Genomic DNA, 16,005 nt, shown 5'->3' on the forward strand with positions numbered 1-16,005 from the left:
TTTCAAGAAGTTTTGTGTTGTTTGCGTTCACTGTATGGTTTTTGGATAACAATCCAATAGGCAATAAAAAGAGCCCGCTTACGCGGGCTCTTTTGCTTTAACAGCTAAAGTTGGAAAAGGGGCAGACCCACGCGGGTCTGCCCCTTTTTTGTACCCTCAGAACCCCATGAATCTACCGGGCCCTCCAGAGAGGAGCGCACTGGGATAGAGTAGAACCATGCAATACCCCATGTTTTCCCACGCACCCGAGCAAATCGATCAGCAGCAACAGGCTAATGAAGAACGGACTGCGGCACTCTACGTAGAGAGCTCGCTGGAGCCTCACGAAGCATGGGCAGCACTCACCGAATACATTCACCTCTGGTGGCCCAGGCAGATCCTACAGAGCGAGGAAAGCCATATAGACCTCTCTACTGAGCTGCTGCTCGAAGAGACAGCAGACGGGGATATTATTCCTGTGGCACGCATTATCCAATGTGAGAATGAAGACGTCCTCACCATCGCACCCTACCCGGGTACATACCTGGGGCGCCTCATGGGAGTAGACGAAGATGCAGAAGAAAGCCTGAGCTTCATCCTGGATGCCCTAGCCCCGGAGACTGCAGAAGGACCGCTATCCCTACTCGAGATCAGTAGCGGCACCTACACAGGTCGCGAGGACGAGGAACTAGGAATCTACGAGGGACACGAAGAAGCGGCTGCGCTACTCATGGGCGCATACGCTCGCTTTATTGGATCTGAGCTCGAGAAAGAAGAACTCTAAAAGGTACATAATCAAAGGGCCTGCTCGACCCTGTAGAGTGGTATGTCATGAGCACACAGGAGCAGAACACCGCACAGCAGAAGGACGCACGCCCCATCTGGGCGCGGCTGCGCACTAAAGCTGTGGCAGAAGAGGCACAACCTCAGCGCTACAGCAAGACTGATGTGCTGAAGCAGAGCAATATCTGGTTCCGCAAACAGGGCGTACCCCTCATCATTCCTGCACGTCAGCGTGCTCTCGATGCGTTCCCCCGCTCCGTACCCTGGATCCTGTGGGCGAGTATCATGCACGTCTGCTATATCTTCCTACGCGATATCCTCATTCTCGTAGTTGATAACGCAAATGGTTCCCTCCCGGAATACATTAAAGCCATCACGACCAACACCGCGCTCAGCGATGAAGTGCTACCCATGCTGGTGCTCGGTGGTATCTTCCTCGTGATGCCGATAATCTCCGGTGTGTTCATTACTCTTGCCCATATACTCATGGTCCGCACCCCGCAGTGGGTTCAAATCACCACGGGTATTCTTACCGTACTTTTTGCCGGCATGCTCTTTGTCGCCAGTGTCTTTGAATCCAGCAGCCTCGACGGCCTCGACTTCGTCTACGACGGTTCCCAAGTATTCCCGCTCATCGTTGTGGGCATCTACCTCGCCATCTTCCTCGGCGTAGACACCATCCTAGGGTGGTCCTTCAAACATGCCATCCACCAGCTCGCCTCCCTGCCACCCATGATTGCGAAAGTACTACCCGTACTCATGGTGTCCGTGCTCTTCATCTTCGTGAACGCAGACCTCTGGAAGCTCGCCAACAGGCTCAGCTTCCCGCGCACCTGGGCTGTTCTGGGGCTCATGGGACTCCTCGCCGTGTTCGTGATCGTCACGACCTCCCTAGAGCGCACAGCGCGCCTTCTGGGCCGCAATAGAGGCGACGACATTGCAAGCTTTACCGAGAACGACTACGAACGCGCCGCGGCCCTCGAAGGGGGAATCTGGAACACCGTCCAAGACTGGGTCGAAGAGAAGAAAATCCTCGAACACCGACCCCTCAAAATTGCGTCCTGGGGCAACCTTATCATCATCCCTATGATTGGGCAGATTATTCAGGCGAGCCTCTTTATGTTGCTCGTCTTCGGGTTCTTCATGGGGTTCTCCTCCATCGCCATTAGCGACACCACCATCGAATCCTGGATGACCGTCAAACCCGAACACCTCAAAATCCTCGGCGTAGACACCAACATCAACGCCGTGGTCATCAAGGTGTCCATGATCGTTGCCGTGTTCTCCGGGCTCAGCTTCGTCGCAACCACCAGTAGCGACGAAAAATACGCCCGAAGCTTCCTCAAACCCATGATCGAGCGAATCAAGCACATCCTGGTTATTCGCGATATCTACCTGGGCCTGCTTACCATGCCCAAAAACGAGGTACTCATAACCCTCGAAGAGGAGAAGAGCGCGGAAAAGGAGACCGACAAGGCATAAAAGGGCTCCTCAGGGGGGTAGAAGCTAGTGGGTCGACAGGTTCATCGTCAGCAGATTGAACACCAGGTATGCCATCAGAAGTGCCGTCGCCCCATCCAAAACACGCCATGCCGAAGGACGCGCAAAGAGCGGACGAAGCAGACGCGAACCGTACCCCAGCCCCAAAAACCAGATAATACTACCGCAGCAGCACCCCAGGTAGTACCACCAACGGCCAGGATCGCCCTGGGCGTTCGCCAGCGAACCCAAAAGAATAGTCGTATCCAACCACGCCAGCGGATTCAAATACGTCACCGCCGCCGTGGTCAGCAGAGCCGCCTTCAACGACTGAGAATCGCCCTCCGCATCATCCACCACGATGGAATGCGGGGTAAACACACGCCGCCCAGCCTCAAAACCAAACCACGCCAAAAACGCCGCACCCACATAACGGAACACCTCAATGAACCACGGTGCCGCATCCAACAGAGCGCCCAGGCCCACCACGCCCAAGCCAATCATCAGAGCATCCGACAGAATGCAGAAAATAATGATTGGGGTAATATGCCGACCCAAAATACCCTGACGCAGCACAAAAGTTCCCTGGGCACCAATAGCCGCCACCAGAGAAATCGTGGTGGTAGCACCCAGAAACAGCAGGGACAGGGAGGTGGACATGGTGAAACTTTCTATGCGGGTCAAACGGGGCGCGGGCTTCGCGGATATGCGGGTGGTGGCTCCTCTAATACCAGCTTGCCAGGCAAAAGCATGCGACACAGGGATTATTGCCCCGATAGCTAGAGTGTGAAGCGCCAGAGACGAGAATACGGGAAAACAAACCCTAAATCTATCTAAATATTTTCACACTGCGTAAGATATTCTTATGACACGTTTCAGTACCGACCAGCTCTCCACCTTTGCCGCCGTCATCGAATACGGCACTTTCGATGCCGCGGCAGATGTTCTGCGAGTGAGCCCCTCCGCCATCTCCCAGCGCATCAAAGCCATGGAACAGATCGCCGGAAAGGTCCTGCTACGTCGAAGCAACCCCGTCACCCCCACCGATGCTGGACAAAGCGTGCTGCGCATCGCCCGTCAGAGCGAATTCCTGCAGCAAGAAATGGAACGCGAACTCATGGGTGCTGGCGGCTTCCAAAGCGTCTCCGTGGCGGTCAATGCCGACTCGCTCGCCACCTGGTTCATCGACGCCGTCGGAACTCTCAGCCGCGAAGACAGCATCTTCTGCGACCTGCGACGAGAAGGTGAATTCCACTCCTCCGCCATGCTCCGCTCCGGAGAAGTCATGGCAGTCATCACCTCCAAACCCGAAAAAATCCCCGGCTGCTCCGTTGAAACCCTCGGAGTGGCACGCTACTGGTGCGTCGCAACCCCCGACTACGTACAGCGATACCTACCCGGCTGGCCCAAGCGCGTAAGCCGCGAAGAGCTCAACCGTGCCCCCGTCGTCGAATACGACCGCAAAGACTTCGTGCAGGACGTAGCGCGAGTCCTCATTGAACAAGAAGTAGGTCTGGAGGCTGAAGAAACCTTCACCCAAAGCCCCACCATCTACATTCCCTCCTCCCCGGACTATGCGCGCGCCGTCAGCGCCGGTATCGCCTGGGGTCTCATTCCCGAAGCGCAATGCGCCGAAGAGCTCGCAAGCGGGCACCTCGTGAAGCTCGCCGCAACCCCCGTAGAATTCCCCCTCTACTGGCAGCGCTGGAACATCAACTCGCCCGTCATGGAAACCGTAACCCGCCGCGTCCACGAAGCGGCACGAGGCGACCTGATCTACTAGAAGAGGATGGCTCCGTGAGCTATATGGAACGCCACCAGGTGGCTCTCTACCTCGCCTCCATGGCCGTGGGAGGTGCCAGCGCGGGGCTGAGTGGGTGGAGCCTAGTTTCTGAGCAGCTCGTGCCCTACGCGCTCGGTGCGCTCCTGTGGACCAACTTCGCTCTCATGCCTCTAGTCGGCATGAGTGTCGGTCAGCATAAGAGGCTCGCTCGCACGGTCGTGCTGGTGGCTACCCTTGGAACCCCGATTCTAGTTGCGCCTCTGGTCTCCCTCTTCATTCCCGAGGGCGGCCCCATTGCTCTAGCCACGGTGATTGTTTTGCTGGCTCCATGCGTGGATTACGTTGTGGTTTTTGCGTGTATTGCTGGAGGGGAATATCGCGGTTTGCTGGCGACAACGCCCTATCTTCTTGGTACCCAAATCGTTTCTATTCCATTCTGGACTAGTGCGTATGCATATATAGGAATATTAGATATTGGGGTGGTGGGAGAAATATTCCCCCTTCCCACCGAAAGCTACCTCAGCTTGGCACCGCTCATCGTGCCCCTGATAGCCGCCTACCTCGTGCAACGCTGGTCAACCCGCTCACCGCAGCGTCAACAAGCCTACGAACGCGTACGCAGCATGAGTGATGCCGCGATGATTCCCCTCATGTGCCTGCTCCTTGCTCTCATGTGCTCCGCCTACACCCCGGCGGTGCTCAACCAGGCACAGCTCATTCCCCGACTCGCCGGACTCTACCTCACCTACGCCATCCTCGCAGGAGGCACCGCATGGTGCCTCAGCAAGGTGATGAGCCGACCGGAACGCATCTCCGTAACCTTCAGCGCCGTCACCCGCAACGCCCTCATCATCTACCCCGTCGTCGCGCTCTGCGCACAACGCCTGGCACACAACGGGAACCCCGAAGCGAGCCTCATGGGCGCCACCGTACTCACTCAAACCCTTACCGAGCTGCTCATCATGGTCGCCATGACCGCAATCTTCCGAGCAAGAACAAAGACAGGTAATGCGGAGGCGCTCTAACTCCAGCCCTGCCAAACAGGCAGACCCCAAACACAGAGAGGCGGCCGCCCCATACGGGACGACCGCCTCTCTCATAAAATCTAACGCATAAGTCTTAACGCCAGCGAGTCATCATCAGCATGCTCACCATCATGGCGCCCACACCAACACTCACATTCCACATACCCAGATCAGGAATCGGGAACAGGCCCTGCGTAATGTAGAAAACAATAATCCACAGAATGCCCACCGCCAACAGCGAGAACATAATCACGCGGTACCACAACGGAGTCTGCTCCTTCAGCTGCGTGCCGCTCTCCATCTCACGAGCAATCTCACGCAGACGCAGCTCGCTCGCATCCTCCACCTCAGACTTAGCAGACTTCTGAGACTTCTTCTTGGACGATGCCTTAGCCGAGTTGGTCGACATACTTCCTCCGCTTATTGTTGTATGGGTAACCTAAAAATATATGTTCACACCTATCTTTGCAGACTTACGGGATGATTTCACCTTCTCTATGCGTTGAAAGATAAGGAACGCCACCCGGCGCCCAAGAACATACACAACCCAAAGGACAAAGGAGAACGCATGAGTCAAGGAACGGCACCCACCGCAGAGCGCCGGCCCCGCACCGTGCTGCACTGGATCATCCAGATTACAGGCGAACTCCTTATCACCATCGGCCTGCTGCTACTGCTCTTCGTCGCATGGCAGCTCTGGTGGACCAACATCGACGCCGACCGCACCCAATCCCAAGCCGTCAGCACCCTCGTCCAGGAATTCGACTCCAACCCCGCCGAACCCCTCCCCGACTGGGATCCCAACACCCCGCCCGCCGGTCTGAGCGAACCCGGCCACGGTGAAGTCTTCGGCGTCGTCTACATCCCCAAGTTCGGATCCGACTACCAGCGCCCCGCCACCCAGGGCACCAGCTCCGACGTGCTCGACTCCCTCGGACTCGGCCACTACGAAGGAAGCGCCATGCCCGGACAGGTCGGCAACTTCTCCCTCGCAGGCCATCGCCAAACCCGCGGTAAAGTCCTCAACGACATCGACCTGCTCACCGAAGGCGACCACATCTACGTGCGCACCAAAGATGGCTACTACACCTACACCGTCTACAGCCACGAAATCGTGCAGCCCGACCAGGTAGAAGTCATCGAACCCGTCCCCGGACAGCCCGGCGTAGCACCCACCGAGCGCCTCCTGACGCTCACCACCTGCCACCCGCGCTACGGCGACACCGAACGATACATTGTCCACGCCCGCCTCGAATCCTGGCGGCCCGCCGCAGCCGGAGCGCCCGCAGAAATTGCCGCCTCCGTCGCAGGATCCTAAATCAGAGAGGAAAAGCAGATGTACGCATGGATTTTCCGCCACCTCCCCGGCCCCCTGTGGGTTCGCATCATCATCGCCATCGTGCTGATACTCGCCGTAGTCTACCTGCTCATGGAATTCGTCTTCCCCCACTTCGCAGAGTACGGCCCCTTCAACCTGAACGTCACCATCAACCATTAGCGCTAAGGACGTGCCATGACCCGCATCCTTGTCATCGACAACTACGACAGCTTCGTCTTCACCCTCGTCGGCTACATCCAGCAGCTCGGCGCTGAAACCACCGTCATCCGTAACGACGAATACGAACTCGACGCCGTCATCAAGCTCGCCGAAGAACACGACGGCGTGCTCGTCTCCCCGGGCCCCGGCGCCCCCGCAGAAGCAGGCGTCATCATCGACACCATCCGCTGGGCAGCCGAAGCGAAGAAGCCTCTACTGGGCGTATGCCTCGGCCACCAGGCCATCGCGGAGGCATTCGGCGGCACCGTCACCCACGCCCCCGAACTCATGCATGGCAAGACCTCCCGCCTCGTGCACGAGAACGTCTCCGTGTTCAAGGACGTGCCCTGCCCCTTCACCGCGACCCGCTACCACTCCCTGGCAGTCGTACCCGAAACCATGCCCGAGGTCCTGGAAACCACCTCCACCACCGACAACGGCATCATTATGGGTCTGCGCCACCGTGAAGCCCCCATGCACGGCGTGCAGTTCCACCCCGAATCGGTCCTGACGGAAAGCGGATACCTCATGCTCGGCAACTGGCTCGAAGAAACCGGCCTGCAGGGAGCCGCAGAGCGCGCTAAGAGCCTCTCACCCCTCATGGCTTAGTACCTTTTTAGCCTTAGACGCCCTCAACGGCTTATATCGCCTCCAGAAGCCTCGTAGCAGACACGCTATAGGGAAACTGGAGGCGATAACTCTACCCCCGCACACTTCCTAACCCGAACCCAGGTACACAAAACCTAGGTATACGAAACCCCAGGTACACAAAAAGGGGCGGCACCCCACACCGTTTGGTGTGGAGCGCCGCCCCTTTTGCTAGCCGCTAGAACCCCTTAGCGGGCGTTAGCGTTATTAGCGTTGTTCGCATTGGCGTTCGCGTTAGTACCCTGAAGCGTACGGGTACCCGCAGTAGTGGACGCAGCCGGTGCCGGAGTAGCCGTAGCGGTAGAACGCTGCTGGTTATTCGCTGCCGCAGGCTGAGTAGCCGCAGTAGTCGGCTGGGTAGCGGTAGAACGCTGCTGGTTATTGGTCGCAGCAGAATTCTGATTACCAGTCGTTGCAGCAGAGTTCTGGTTACCGGTTGCTGCCGCAGGCTGAGTAGCCGCAGTAGTCGGCGCGGTCGTCTGAGTCGGAGTAGCAGCCACACGGATCGTCACAGTGCTGTTCTGAGCCACCAGAGTACCCGCTGCAGAGCTCTGCGAAAGCACAGTGCCCGCAGGACGCTCGTTAGTCTGAACGGTCTCAATGTTGGTGTTCAGCAGAACATCCTGAGCGGTCAGAGCAGCAATCGCCTGATCCTTGGTCAGACCCACCAGCGAGGGGACCTTCACCTTACCGGAGGACAGGACGATGTTCACGGTGCTACCAGCCTCAACGGTCTGAACGCCCTTGTCATCGGTCGAGCCCTTCTCCGGGGAAAGCTCCACAACCATACCTGCAGGAACGGAAGCGCTCTCCACAGTGGAGACGCGACCATCCACCAGACCCAGGTCCTTCAGAGCGTTACGAACATACGCCTCACTCTGACCCTGCAGGTTACCCGGCAGCTTGACCTTCTCCGGACCGCTAGAAACAGTCACGGTCACAGTCGAGCCCTTATCAACCTTAGAACCGACACCCGGCTCAACGCTGATAACGTCACCCTTCTTGATGTTGTCCGAGTAGCCCTGACGGTACTCCACCACGAAGCCTCGGTTACGCAGCTGGTTATCGGCATCATCGCGGGAAACATTCACCACAGCCGGAACCTGAACCTGCGGAACCTCATTCAGCTTGTTCTGGTAGTACAGCACCGAGCCGACACTGAAAACCAGCAGAGCAGCAATCAGAGTACCCACGAGGAAGCGAACCCACGCACGCTTACGCGGCGAAGACTCATCGTACTCCGCGTACTCCTCATCCTCGTACAGCTCCTCATCGTCTTCATACTCAAAGAAGCCATTGAGGCCGCCATCTTCCACCGAAGCCTCAGTAATCGAGGTGGTGTACGGAGCGTAGTCATCGCCCAAAGAAGCGGTAGTTGCCGAAGGTACAAACGCAGTAGTCATTGCAGCATCCTGCACCACGGTCTCTTCACCCGGGCGGGCAACCGACACCAGAGCCTGAGCGAACTCAGCAGCACTCTGATAACGCTCATCCGGGTTCTTCGCCAGGCCCTTCAAAATGACCTCGTCCAGACCGGCAGGAACCTCAAGCGGGGTGAACTTACTCGGAGGCTCAGGAGTGTCAGAGAGGTGCTTAGCCGCCAAATCAACATTCGACTCAGCATCGAACGGAGAACGACCAGCAATCATCTCGTAAATCACGCAAGCAGCAGAGTACAGGTCGCTACGGGCGTCAACATCCTTGCCGCTGACCTGCTCCGGGGACATGTAGCGTGCGCTACCCATCACCACGTTAGCCTTGGTCAGCGCCTCGCCGGCTTCCTCAATGGCACGGGAAATACCGAAATCCATGACCTTAATCTGGCCGGGCTGACCCTTAGCGATGTCCTCGCTGGTGCGCTCCAGCACCATAATATTCGCCGGCTTAATGTCGCGGTGAATAATGCCCATGGAGTGGCTGTACTGCAAAGCGCCCAGAAGCTGCTCGGAATAACCCAAAGCATCACGGACCGGCAGGTGGCCGCCACGAGACAGAATGGAACGCAGAGTATGACCCTCCACGTACTCCATCACAATATAAGGAATAGCGGTGCTATCTTCCGAAGAAGACTCCTCACCATCCTTCGAGGGGTTATATGAGCCGGTGTCATAGACAGCAACAATCGCAGGATTGTTCAGAGACGCAACAGCCTCCGCCTCACGCTTAAAGCGTGCGCGGAACGTAGCGTCCTGGGCCTGCTCCGGGCGCAGAATCTTAAGCGCAACCTTGCGGCCGAGGCGAGTATCCTCAGCAGCATAAACGGTTGCCATTGCACCGGTACCGATTACCTCGAGTACCTTGTAACGGTTATCAACCGTGTCGGGAACCGACAGGTCCATAAGTTCTCCTGGATCACTAAGACTAAAACTAAATCAAAACGTAGGGGCTAACGCGCCGACGCAGAAGCGGAAGCAGAAGCCGACGCAGACGGTGCAGCAGAAGCGCTCGCACTCGAACCCCTACCCGAACTGGAAGAGGCCACATACATGTCTACATTACTACCAACCGTGACCTTGGTGCCAGATGAGGGAGTAGTACGAAGCACCGTACCGGGGGCCGCAGTGTCCGAATTCTCATAATGCAGAGAAACATTCACACCCAAAGCGGCAACAGCCTTCGACGCCTCATCAACGTTCTTACCCTCAAGGTTCGACGGCAAAGTCACCGACTTCGGACCGGTCGAATAGCGAACAGTCACGCTATTACCCTGCTCCAAAGTACCCGTCGGAGAAACCGAAATCACCGTGTTCTCCGGCTGAGTCGACTCAACGCCCTCAGTCTTGGGGGACAGGCCAAGGTTCTTCAGCTCGTTCACCGCATCCTGCAGCTCACGACCCTCATAGTTGATCGAATTGACGGTCACTTTCTGCTTCGTAGTACGAGCAGAAGCAGACTCAGTCGGCTCCACCGTAGAAACAGTGCCCGTATTCGTCGGAACAGCAGAAGCCGAAGTGCTCGGAACCGGATCAGTTGAACCTCCACTATTAGAGGAAAGAACCGTCCAAATACCGCCAGCAATCAGCACGATAGCCAGAAGCAGAGCAACCCACATCCACACGTTCGGTCCACGCTTAGCCGGAGGGGCAGGAGCAGCCTTCACACGACCCGAAGCCGGACGCATGGTCTGCGCACCCGTACGAGGAATAGGCGCCGTCGTCGGCTCCGGCGAAAAACGACCACCAGAACCAAAACGCGGAGTAGTAGAAGCGCTAATCGGCTCCGCCGCCACATCCGTCGCAGTCATAGCGACAGTAGCATCGTCAGCATTCTCCTCAGCCAAGAACTGAGCCAAAGAAGGAACAGCCTTCACCGCAGCCTTCAGATCGCGGCGACGAATCGCATCTACAGCAGACGCCAGAGCGGTCGCATCCTTAGGACGCTGAGCCGGGTCCTTAGCCAGCAAGCACATAATCAGCGCGCGAGCAGCAGCCGGAATGGTCTCCGGAAGAGGCGGCGGCGGATCATTCACCTGAGCCAAAGCAATCGCAATCTGCGACTCACCCGTAAACGGACGACGACCCACCAGGCACTCATAACCAATGATGCCCAACGAGTACATATCCGAAGACGCGGTAGCCGCCTGACCGGTTGCCTGCTCCGGCGCCAAATACTGGGCGGTACCCATCACCTGGCCGGTAGCCGTCAACGGCACCTGATTAGCCAAACGAGCAATACCGAAATCAGTCACCTTCACGCGATCATCCGGGGTGATGATAAGGTTACCCGGCTTCACGTCACGATGCACCAGACCCTGCGAATGAGCCGCAGCCAACGCGCGAGCAGTCTGAGCAATGAAGTTCAGAACACGGTCCGGCGGCAGGGTAGTCTCGTGCTCAATGATGCTAGAGAGCGGATTGCCCGGCACCAGCTCCATGACCAGGTACGCGGAGTTGTCCTCCTCGCCGTAGTCGAAAACATTCGCCACGCCGGGGTGGTTCAACAGCGCCGTATTGCGGGCCTCAGCGCGGAAACGCTCCAAGAAGCCCGGGTCACCGGTGTACTCCTCCTTGAGGATCTTGACCGCAACGGTGCGCCCAAGCACCTTGTCGCGAGCTTTCCACACCTCACCCATACCGCCAACCGCGATACGTTCGGTTAGGGTGTAGCGCCCGCCCAAAGTGATATCAGCCGCAGGCCTCACTTGTTCAACACCGCCTCAAAGAGTAGCTTACTAGTACTGGTTGCCAACTGGGCACCGGTCGCCACGTCAATATCCTCATAAACCACAGCAATCGCAATCTGAGGATCATCAGCCGGAGCAAAACCGGTAAACCAAGAATTATTCAAACCTGCCGTCGTCTCCGCGGTACCGGTCTTACCCGCCACCTTCACACCGGGAACACCAGCATTGCGTGCAATACCATTATCAACCGAATTGACCATCCACTGCTTGACCTGGTTAGCAATTTCGGGACTAGTGGACGTACGCAGCTTTTCAGGAGAGAACTCCTGCAAAGTGCTCAGGTTGCTGGTCTTCACCGAACGAATTAGATTCGGCTTCATCTGCACACCGCCATTCGCAATCGCCGCAGAAGTCATCGCCACCTGCAGCGGAGTGGTCTTCACGTCATACTGACCAATCGCCGACTGAGCCAGCTGGCTCTGCGTCAGATTCGACGGGAAAGAGGACTTAGAAACCGTCAACGGAATCTTCAAATCCTGGCCGTAACCAAAATTCTCAGCGGTCTTCGCGATACGCTCCTGACCCAAATCCATCGCAATCTGCGCAAAAGGCGTATTGCAGGACTGAGCCAAAGCCCACTCAATCGTCGCCTGAGTACGGGTTCCACACTGACCGCCCGTGTAGTTCGGCAGGCTAATGTTCGTGCCCGGCAGCGGCAGCTGAGCGGGGTTCGGAATGACCGAAGATGCGTTGTACTTGCCGGACTCCAGCGCCGCCACCGCATCAATAATCTTGAAGGTCGAACCCGGCGAATAGGTGTTACCCGCAATCGCACGGTTAAACAGGGGGCTGTCCTCGTCAGAAGTCAGCGCCTGGTAATTCGCCAAAACCGAAGAGCTCGTATGAGCCGACAGAAGATTCGGATCATAGGACGGCGAAGAAGCCATCGCCAGAATCTCACCGGTCTTCGGGTTCATCGCCACCACAGCACCCTTACGGCCCTGTAGCGCGTTGTAGGCAATATCCTGAAGCTTCGAATTAATCGTCAGCTCCACGCTAGCGCCCTGCGCGGAAGAACCACTGAACAGCTGCGCCACACGATCGTAGAACTGGCTATCACTCGTGCCGGCAAGCTCCTTATCCATAGCAGCTTCCAAGCCGGTCGCGCCATAAATCGTGGAGAAGTAACCCGTCAGAGCCGCATACTTGAGCGGGTGGTTATACACACGCTGGTAGTTGTACTCATCATCGGACTTCACCGACGAAGCAATCTCCGTACCGTCAACCACAATCGAACCACGTGCCGAACCGTAATTGTCGTAGAGCGCTCGAGAATTCCACTGATTATTCATCAGCGTCTTTGAATCGAAGAACTGAATATAGCTGAGGGTACCCATCAGCAGGACAAACACGCACGCGGCAGACATCCACATGCGGCGAATAGCCCTATCCATTCTTCTCACCTCCAGAATCCTTAGCCGTAATGCGCGCCAGAACGCTAGTAGCACCCTCCGGCTCGTAGCTAGTGTCCGCATGGTCAATACCCTGCGGAGCATCATAACCAGCCACCAGGTGAGGTGCGCGGGCACTATGAGAAATAGACAACCACAGCGCCACAATAATCCAGTTAGCCACCAACGAGGAGCCACCGGCAGACATGAAAGGAGTCGTCAGACCAGTCAGCGGAATCAGGCGAGTCACGCCGCCAATCACCACGAACAGCTGCAGAACCATCACTGTAGACAGGCCGGCAGCCAGCAGCTTGCCGAAACCATCACGAGTACCCAACGCCGCACGGTAACCGCGCGAAACCAGGAGCATGAACATCATCAGGATGGCACCCAGACCCACCAGGCCCAGCTCCTCACCCAAGGAGGAAATGATCATATCCGAGTTAGCGTACGGGACGAGGTTTGCGCGGCCCTGACCCCAACCGCGGCCAAAAAGACCGCCGTAAGCTAGACCGAAAACGCCCTGCAGAATCTGACCCGAACCACCAGGAGACGCCTGGTACACCTCCGGTTCAAAAGCATGCACCCACGCATAAATACGGGCGTGCACGTGCGAGACGTAGTGGTACGCAAAATAGCCACCCACAGCTATGCCGACACCCGCAACCACCAGCCACGAAATACGACCGGTCGAAAGGTACAGCATCGCCATGAACAGACCAAAGAACATGATTGCCGAACCAAGGTCCTTCTGGAACACCAGAACACCCAGGCTCACAATCCACGCCAAAAACACCGGCGCCAAATCACGCAGACGCGGCAGATTGATAGGACCGATGCGGCGGCCAGCCACCAGAATCAGGTCACGGTGCGTCGCCAAATAGCCGGCGAAGAAAATCGCCAAAGTAATCTTCGCGACCTCACCCGGCTGGAACGTGCGGTTACCGATATGAATCCAAATACGAGCACCGTTGAGCTCCATACCCAGACCCGGAACCAGCGGCATGATGAGCAGAATCATCGACAGCACCAGGGAGGTGTACGTGACCTTACGCAGCAGACGGTAATCCCTGAGCACAAACACGATAATCGCGCACAGCAGCATAGACACGCCGGTCCACATCAGCTGACCATCACCCACCGGAGCCGCAATCTGCGGATCCAGACGATAAATCATGGTCAAACCAATACCGTTCAGCGCCACCACCAGCGGCAGAATAAACGGATCAGCGTAACGGGCACGGAACTGCATGACCAAGTGAATCAGAAGAGCACCGGCACCCAGCACCACCGTGCACGGCAACCACTGGCTCTTCGACGTATCAAAAGCGTGCTCCGGATCAATCAGGTACATGCCAAAGGAGCTGATACCCACCGCCAAAACCAGCAGGAAAAGCTCCGTAAAACGGCGTGCACGAGGCGCATCTGACTCACGACGGAACGAGAACTTAGCCATTGTTCTCACCACCCTCTGCCGCAGGTGCGGAAGCCTGCTCAGGCGCTACAGGAGTCGCGGAAGCCGGATCGGTGCTCGGAACCGCAGAAGCAGACGGCGATACAGACGCAGAGGCGGAAGCCGAAGCGGAAGCAGCAGCCTGCTCAGCCTTCTCACGCGTCTGATCCGCCTGAGTCTTCAAACGAGTCACAATCTGATGCGCATCATCCAGGTCCTTCGCCGTAATCGCATTACGCAGCAGGGAACGAGTATGATCATTCAGCTCACTCGTCTGAATATCAGTATTCTCCACCACGTGAGAAAGGCGAATCGGACCCAACGCATGCGGAATACCGTTGTACACCGCAACCGTGCCGTCACTCTCACCCACATAGTAGCTACGCTCCACATAGCGCAGACCAGTCCACGCACCCAGCGTCAAAACAGCGGCAATCAGCAAAGTAACGAACAGGCGGATCGACCACGACCGCGGGCGCGAACGCTCCGCAGCATCCTCAGCAATCAGCTCCTCCAACTCAGCCGGCAGAGCCGCCTCATCAGACTCAACCTTCAACGGCACACGCTGAGCCACCGTCGCACGGTGCTCCAGGGTACGCGAAGTCACCGCCGGAATCATGCCGGTCTCAGTAGCCACCGAAGCGGCACCAACCAGCTGATGCGGGCGGGAACCCAACTCACTACGCAAAATCGCAGCGTTCGTAAGAGCCGCATCCACGGCGTTATCGTACGTACCGATATAGTGACGCACCGCCCCAGAACCGCTATGCAACAGCGTTCCAGAGAAGTCACGAGCACGACGGAAACGGCGCAACGACCGACGAGACTCCTCAGAGTCCTCATCATGGTGCGCACCCAAAAGAGCCTCAGCAGCCTCAGCCGTGGCAGCAACCTCGGGAAGCTTCTGAGTATTCGTGCTGACCTCCTGCTCCGCCACAATCGAATCAGGCAGAGCAGACTCAGGCAGGCTCGAAGGACCCACCGGCTCATCCACCGGCAGAACCTCACGGTTAATCACCTGTAGGGACACAACCGTCACGTTATCCGGCGCGCCACGCTCCAACGTCATCGCAATCAGAGTGTCAGCAATCTCAGACAGGTCATCGGTAGAACGCATCACCTGCTCAATCTCCGCCAGGGACACCACAGCATCCAAACCGTCCGAAGAGAGCACCCAGCGCTCGCCGGGAACAGCGTCCAGAGTCTTCAACTCCAGCTCGGGGGAGGCGTCAACATCACCCAGAACACGCATAATCACGTTCTTATGCGGGTGGTTCTCCGCCTCCTGCGGGGTAATACGACCCTCATTGAGCAGACGCTGCACAAACGTATGGTCAGTAGAAATCTGCTCAAACTCGCCATCAGCGCCCGGACGCAGACGATACGCACGCGAATCACCAATATGGGCGAACTCAATGCAATCACCATCAATCAGCAGGGCAGTACAGGTCGTACCCATACCCGCCAGCTGAGGGTCATTCGCCGCCAGCTCATTAATAATCAGGTTCGCACTCTGAATCTCATCAGCCAGATAGACACCGCCGGCACCATCCTCAAAATCGGGGTGATCAAGCGGAGTCAAATTCAAAACCGTCGTAGCCGACGCGACATCGCCGCCCACGTGACCGCCCATGCCGTCAGCAACGACAGCAAGGAAACGACCACCGTAGCCGGAGTCATCATTCTTCGAGCGTTTCAGACCCGTATCAGAGCGGGCCTCAAAACGAAAAGCAATCTTCATACA

At 57.2% G+C, this 16,005-nt stretch carries 14 protein-coding genes; 7 read left to right on the forward strand and 7 right to left on the reverse strand.

What is annotated here, in order from left to right:
* Positions 1–229: 229 nt before the first annotated feature.
* Positions 230–763, forward strand: a complete 534-nt coding sequence (locus RQ593_RS06970; RefSeq protein WP_246823251.1) for a GTPase — start codon at positions 230–232, stop codon at positions 761–763.
* A gap of 47 nt (positions 764–810) precedes the next feature.
* A complete protein-coding gene (locus RQ593_RS06975) occupies positions 811–2,244 on the forward strand; it encodes a D-mannonate dehydratase (protein WP_070633871.1) in 1,434 nt (477 codons plus the stop codon).
* 24 nt (positions 2,245–2,268) lie between these two features.
* On the opposite strand, the gene RQ593_RS06980 is transcribed toward RQ593_RS06975, so the two are convergent.
* Positions 2,269–2,901, reverse strand: coding sequence for a LysE/ArgO family amino acid transporter (locus RQ593_RS06980; protein ID WP_049354383.1), 633 nt, complete (start codon positions 2,899–2,901; stop codon positions 2,269–2,271).
* A gap of 205 nt (positions 2,902–3,106) precedes the next feature.
* Here RQ593_RS06980 and RQ593_RS06985 point away from each other — a divergent pair, with 205 nt between their 5' ends.
* Together RQ593_RS06985 and RQ593_RS06990 are read left to right on the forward strand one after the other, a co-directional pair.
* A complete protein-coding gene (locus tag RQ593_RS06985) occupies positions 3,107–4,024 on the forward strand; it encodes a LysR family transcriptional regulator ArgP (protein WP_049354382.1) in 918 nt (305 codons plus the stop codon).
* 14 nt (positions 4,025–4,038) lie between these two features.
* Complete coding sequence (locus RQ593_RS06990; protein ID WP_294644385.1) at positions 4,039–5,049, forward strand: hypothetical protein; 1,011 nt, start codon at positions 4,039–4,041, stop codon at positions 5,047–5,049.
* Positions 5,050–5,143: 94 nt separating this feature from the next.
* On the opposite strand, the gene RQ593_RS06995 is transcribed toward RQ593_RS06990, so the two are convergent.
* On the reverse strand, positions 5,144–5,458 hold the full coding sequence (locus RQ593_RS06995; RefSeq protein WP_005507388.1) for a cell division protein CrgA: 315 nt from the start codon (positions 5,456–5,458) through the stop codon (positions 5,144–5,146).
* A gap of 159 nt (positions 5,459–5,617) precedes the next feature.
* Between RQ593_RS06995 and RQ593_RS07000 the strand changes: the two genes are divergently transcribed.
* From RQ593_RS07000 to RQ593_RS07010, 3 genes are read left to right on the forward strand one after another with little or no spacing between them, the layout of a single operon-like run.
* Positions 5,618–6,367, forward strand: coding sequence for a class E sortase (locus RQ593_RS07000; protein WP_294629712.1), 750 nt, complete (start codon positions 5,618–5,620; stop codon positions 6,365–6,367).
* 18 nt (positions 6,368–6,385) lie between these two features.
* Positions 6,386–6,547 (forward strand): hypothetical protein, encoded by a 162-nt coding sequence (locus tag RQ593_RS07005; protein WP_005507386.1) that lies wholly within the window; start codon positions 6,386–6,388, stop codon positions 6,545–6,547.
* A gap of 15 nt (positions 6,548–6,562) precedes the next feature.
* Positions 6,563–7,195: an aminodeoxychorismate/anthranilate synthase component II gene (locus tag RQ593_RS07010; RefSeq protein WP_200963524.1), complete on the forward strand. Its 633-nt coding sequence runs from the start codon at positions 6,563–6,565 to the stop codon at positions 7,193–7,195.
* Between the two features lie 227 nt (positions 7,196–7,422).
* Here RQ593_RS07010 and pknB read toward each other — a convergent pair whose 3' ends face one another.
* From pknB to RQ593_RS07035, 5 genes are read right to left on the reverse strand one after another with little or no spacing between them, the layout of a single operon-like run.
* Complete coding sequence (pknB, locus tag RQ593_RS07015; protein WP_311450180.1) at positions 7,423–9,573, reverse strand: Stk1 family PASTA domain-containing Ser/Thr kinase; 2,151 nt, start codon at positions 9,571–9,573, stop codon at positions 7,423–7,425.
* A 47-nt stretch (positions 9,574–9,620) separates the two neighbouring features.
* The gene (locus RQ593_RS07020; RefSeq protein WP_311450181.1) at positions 9,621–11,375 is read right to left on the reverse strand and encodes a protein kinase domain-containing protein; all 1,755 of its coding nucleotides are present in this window, start codon (positions 11,373–11,375) and stop codon (positions 9,621–9,623) included.
* Positions 11,372–12,811, reverse strand: coding sequence for a penicillin-binding protein 2 (locus RQ593_RS07025; RefSeq protein WP_311450182.1), 1,440 nt, complete (start codon positions 12,809–12,811; stop codon positions 11,372–11,374). The genes RQ593_RS07020 and RQ593_RS07025 overlap by 4 nt, the downstream gene beginning before the upstream one ends.
* On the reverse strand, positions 12,804–14,264 hold the full coding sequence (locus RQ593_RS07030; RefSeq protein WP_311450183.1) for an FtsW/RodA/SpoVE family cell cycle protein: 1,461 nt from the start codon (positions 14,262–14,264) through the stop codon (positions 12,804–12,806). The genes RQ593_RS07025 and RQ593_RS07030 overlap by 8 nt, the downstream gene beginning before the upstream one ends.
* On the reverse strand, positions 14,257–16,002 hold the full coding sequence (locus tag RQ593_RS07035; RefSeq protein WP_311450184.1) for a protein phosphatase 2C domain-containing protein: 1,746 nt from the start codon (positions 16,000–16,002) through the stop codon (positions 14,257–14,259). The genes RQ593_RS07030 and RQ593_RS07035 overlap by 8 nt, the downstream gene beginning before the upstream one ends.
* Positions 16,003–16,005 lie beyond the last annotated feature (3 nt).

The sequence above is a fragment of the uncultured Rothia sp. genome (genome assembly GCF_963507905.1).
Lineage (GTDB): Bacteria > Actinomycetota > Actinomycetes > Actinomycetales > Micrococcaceae > Rothia.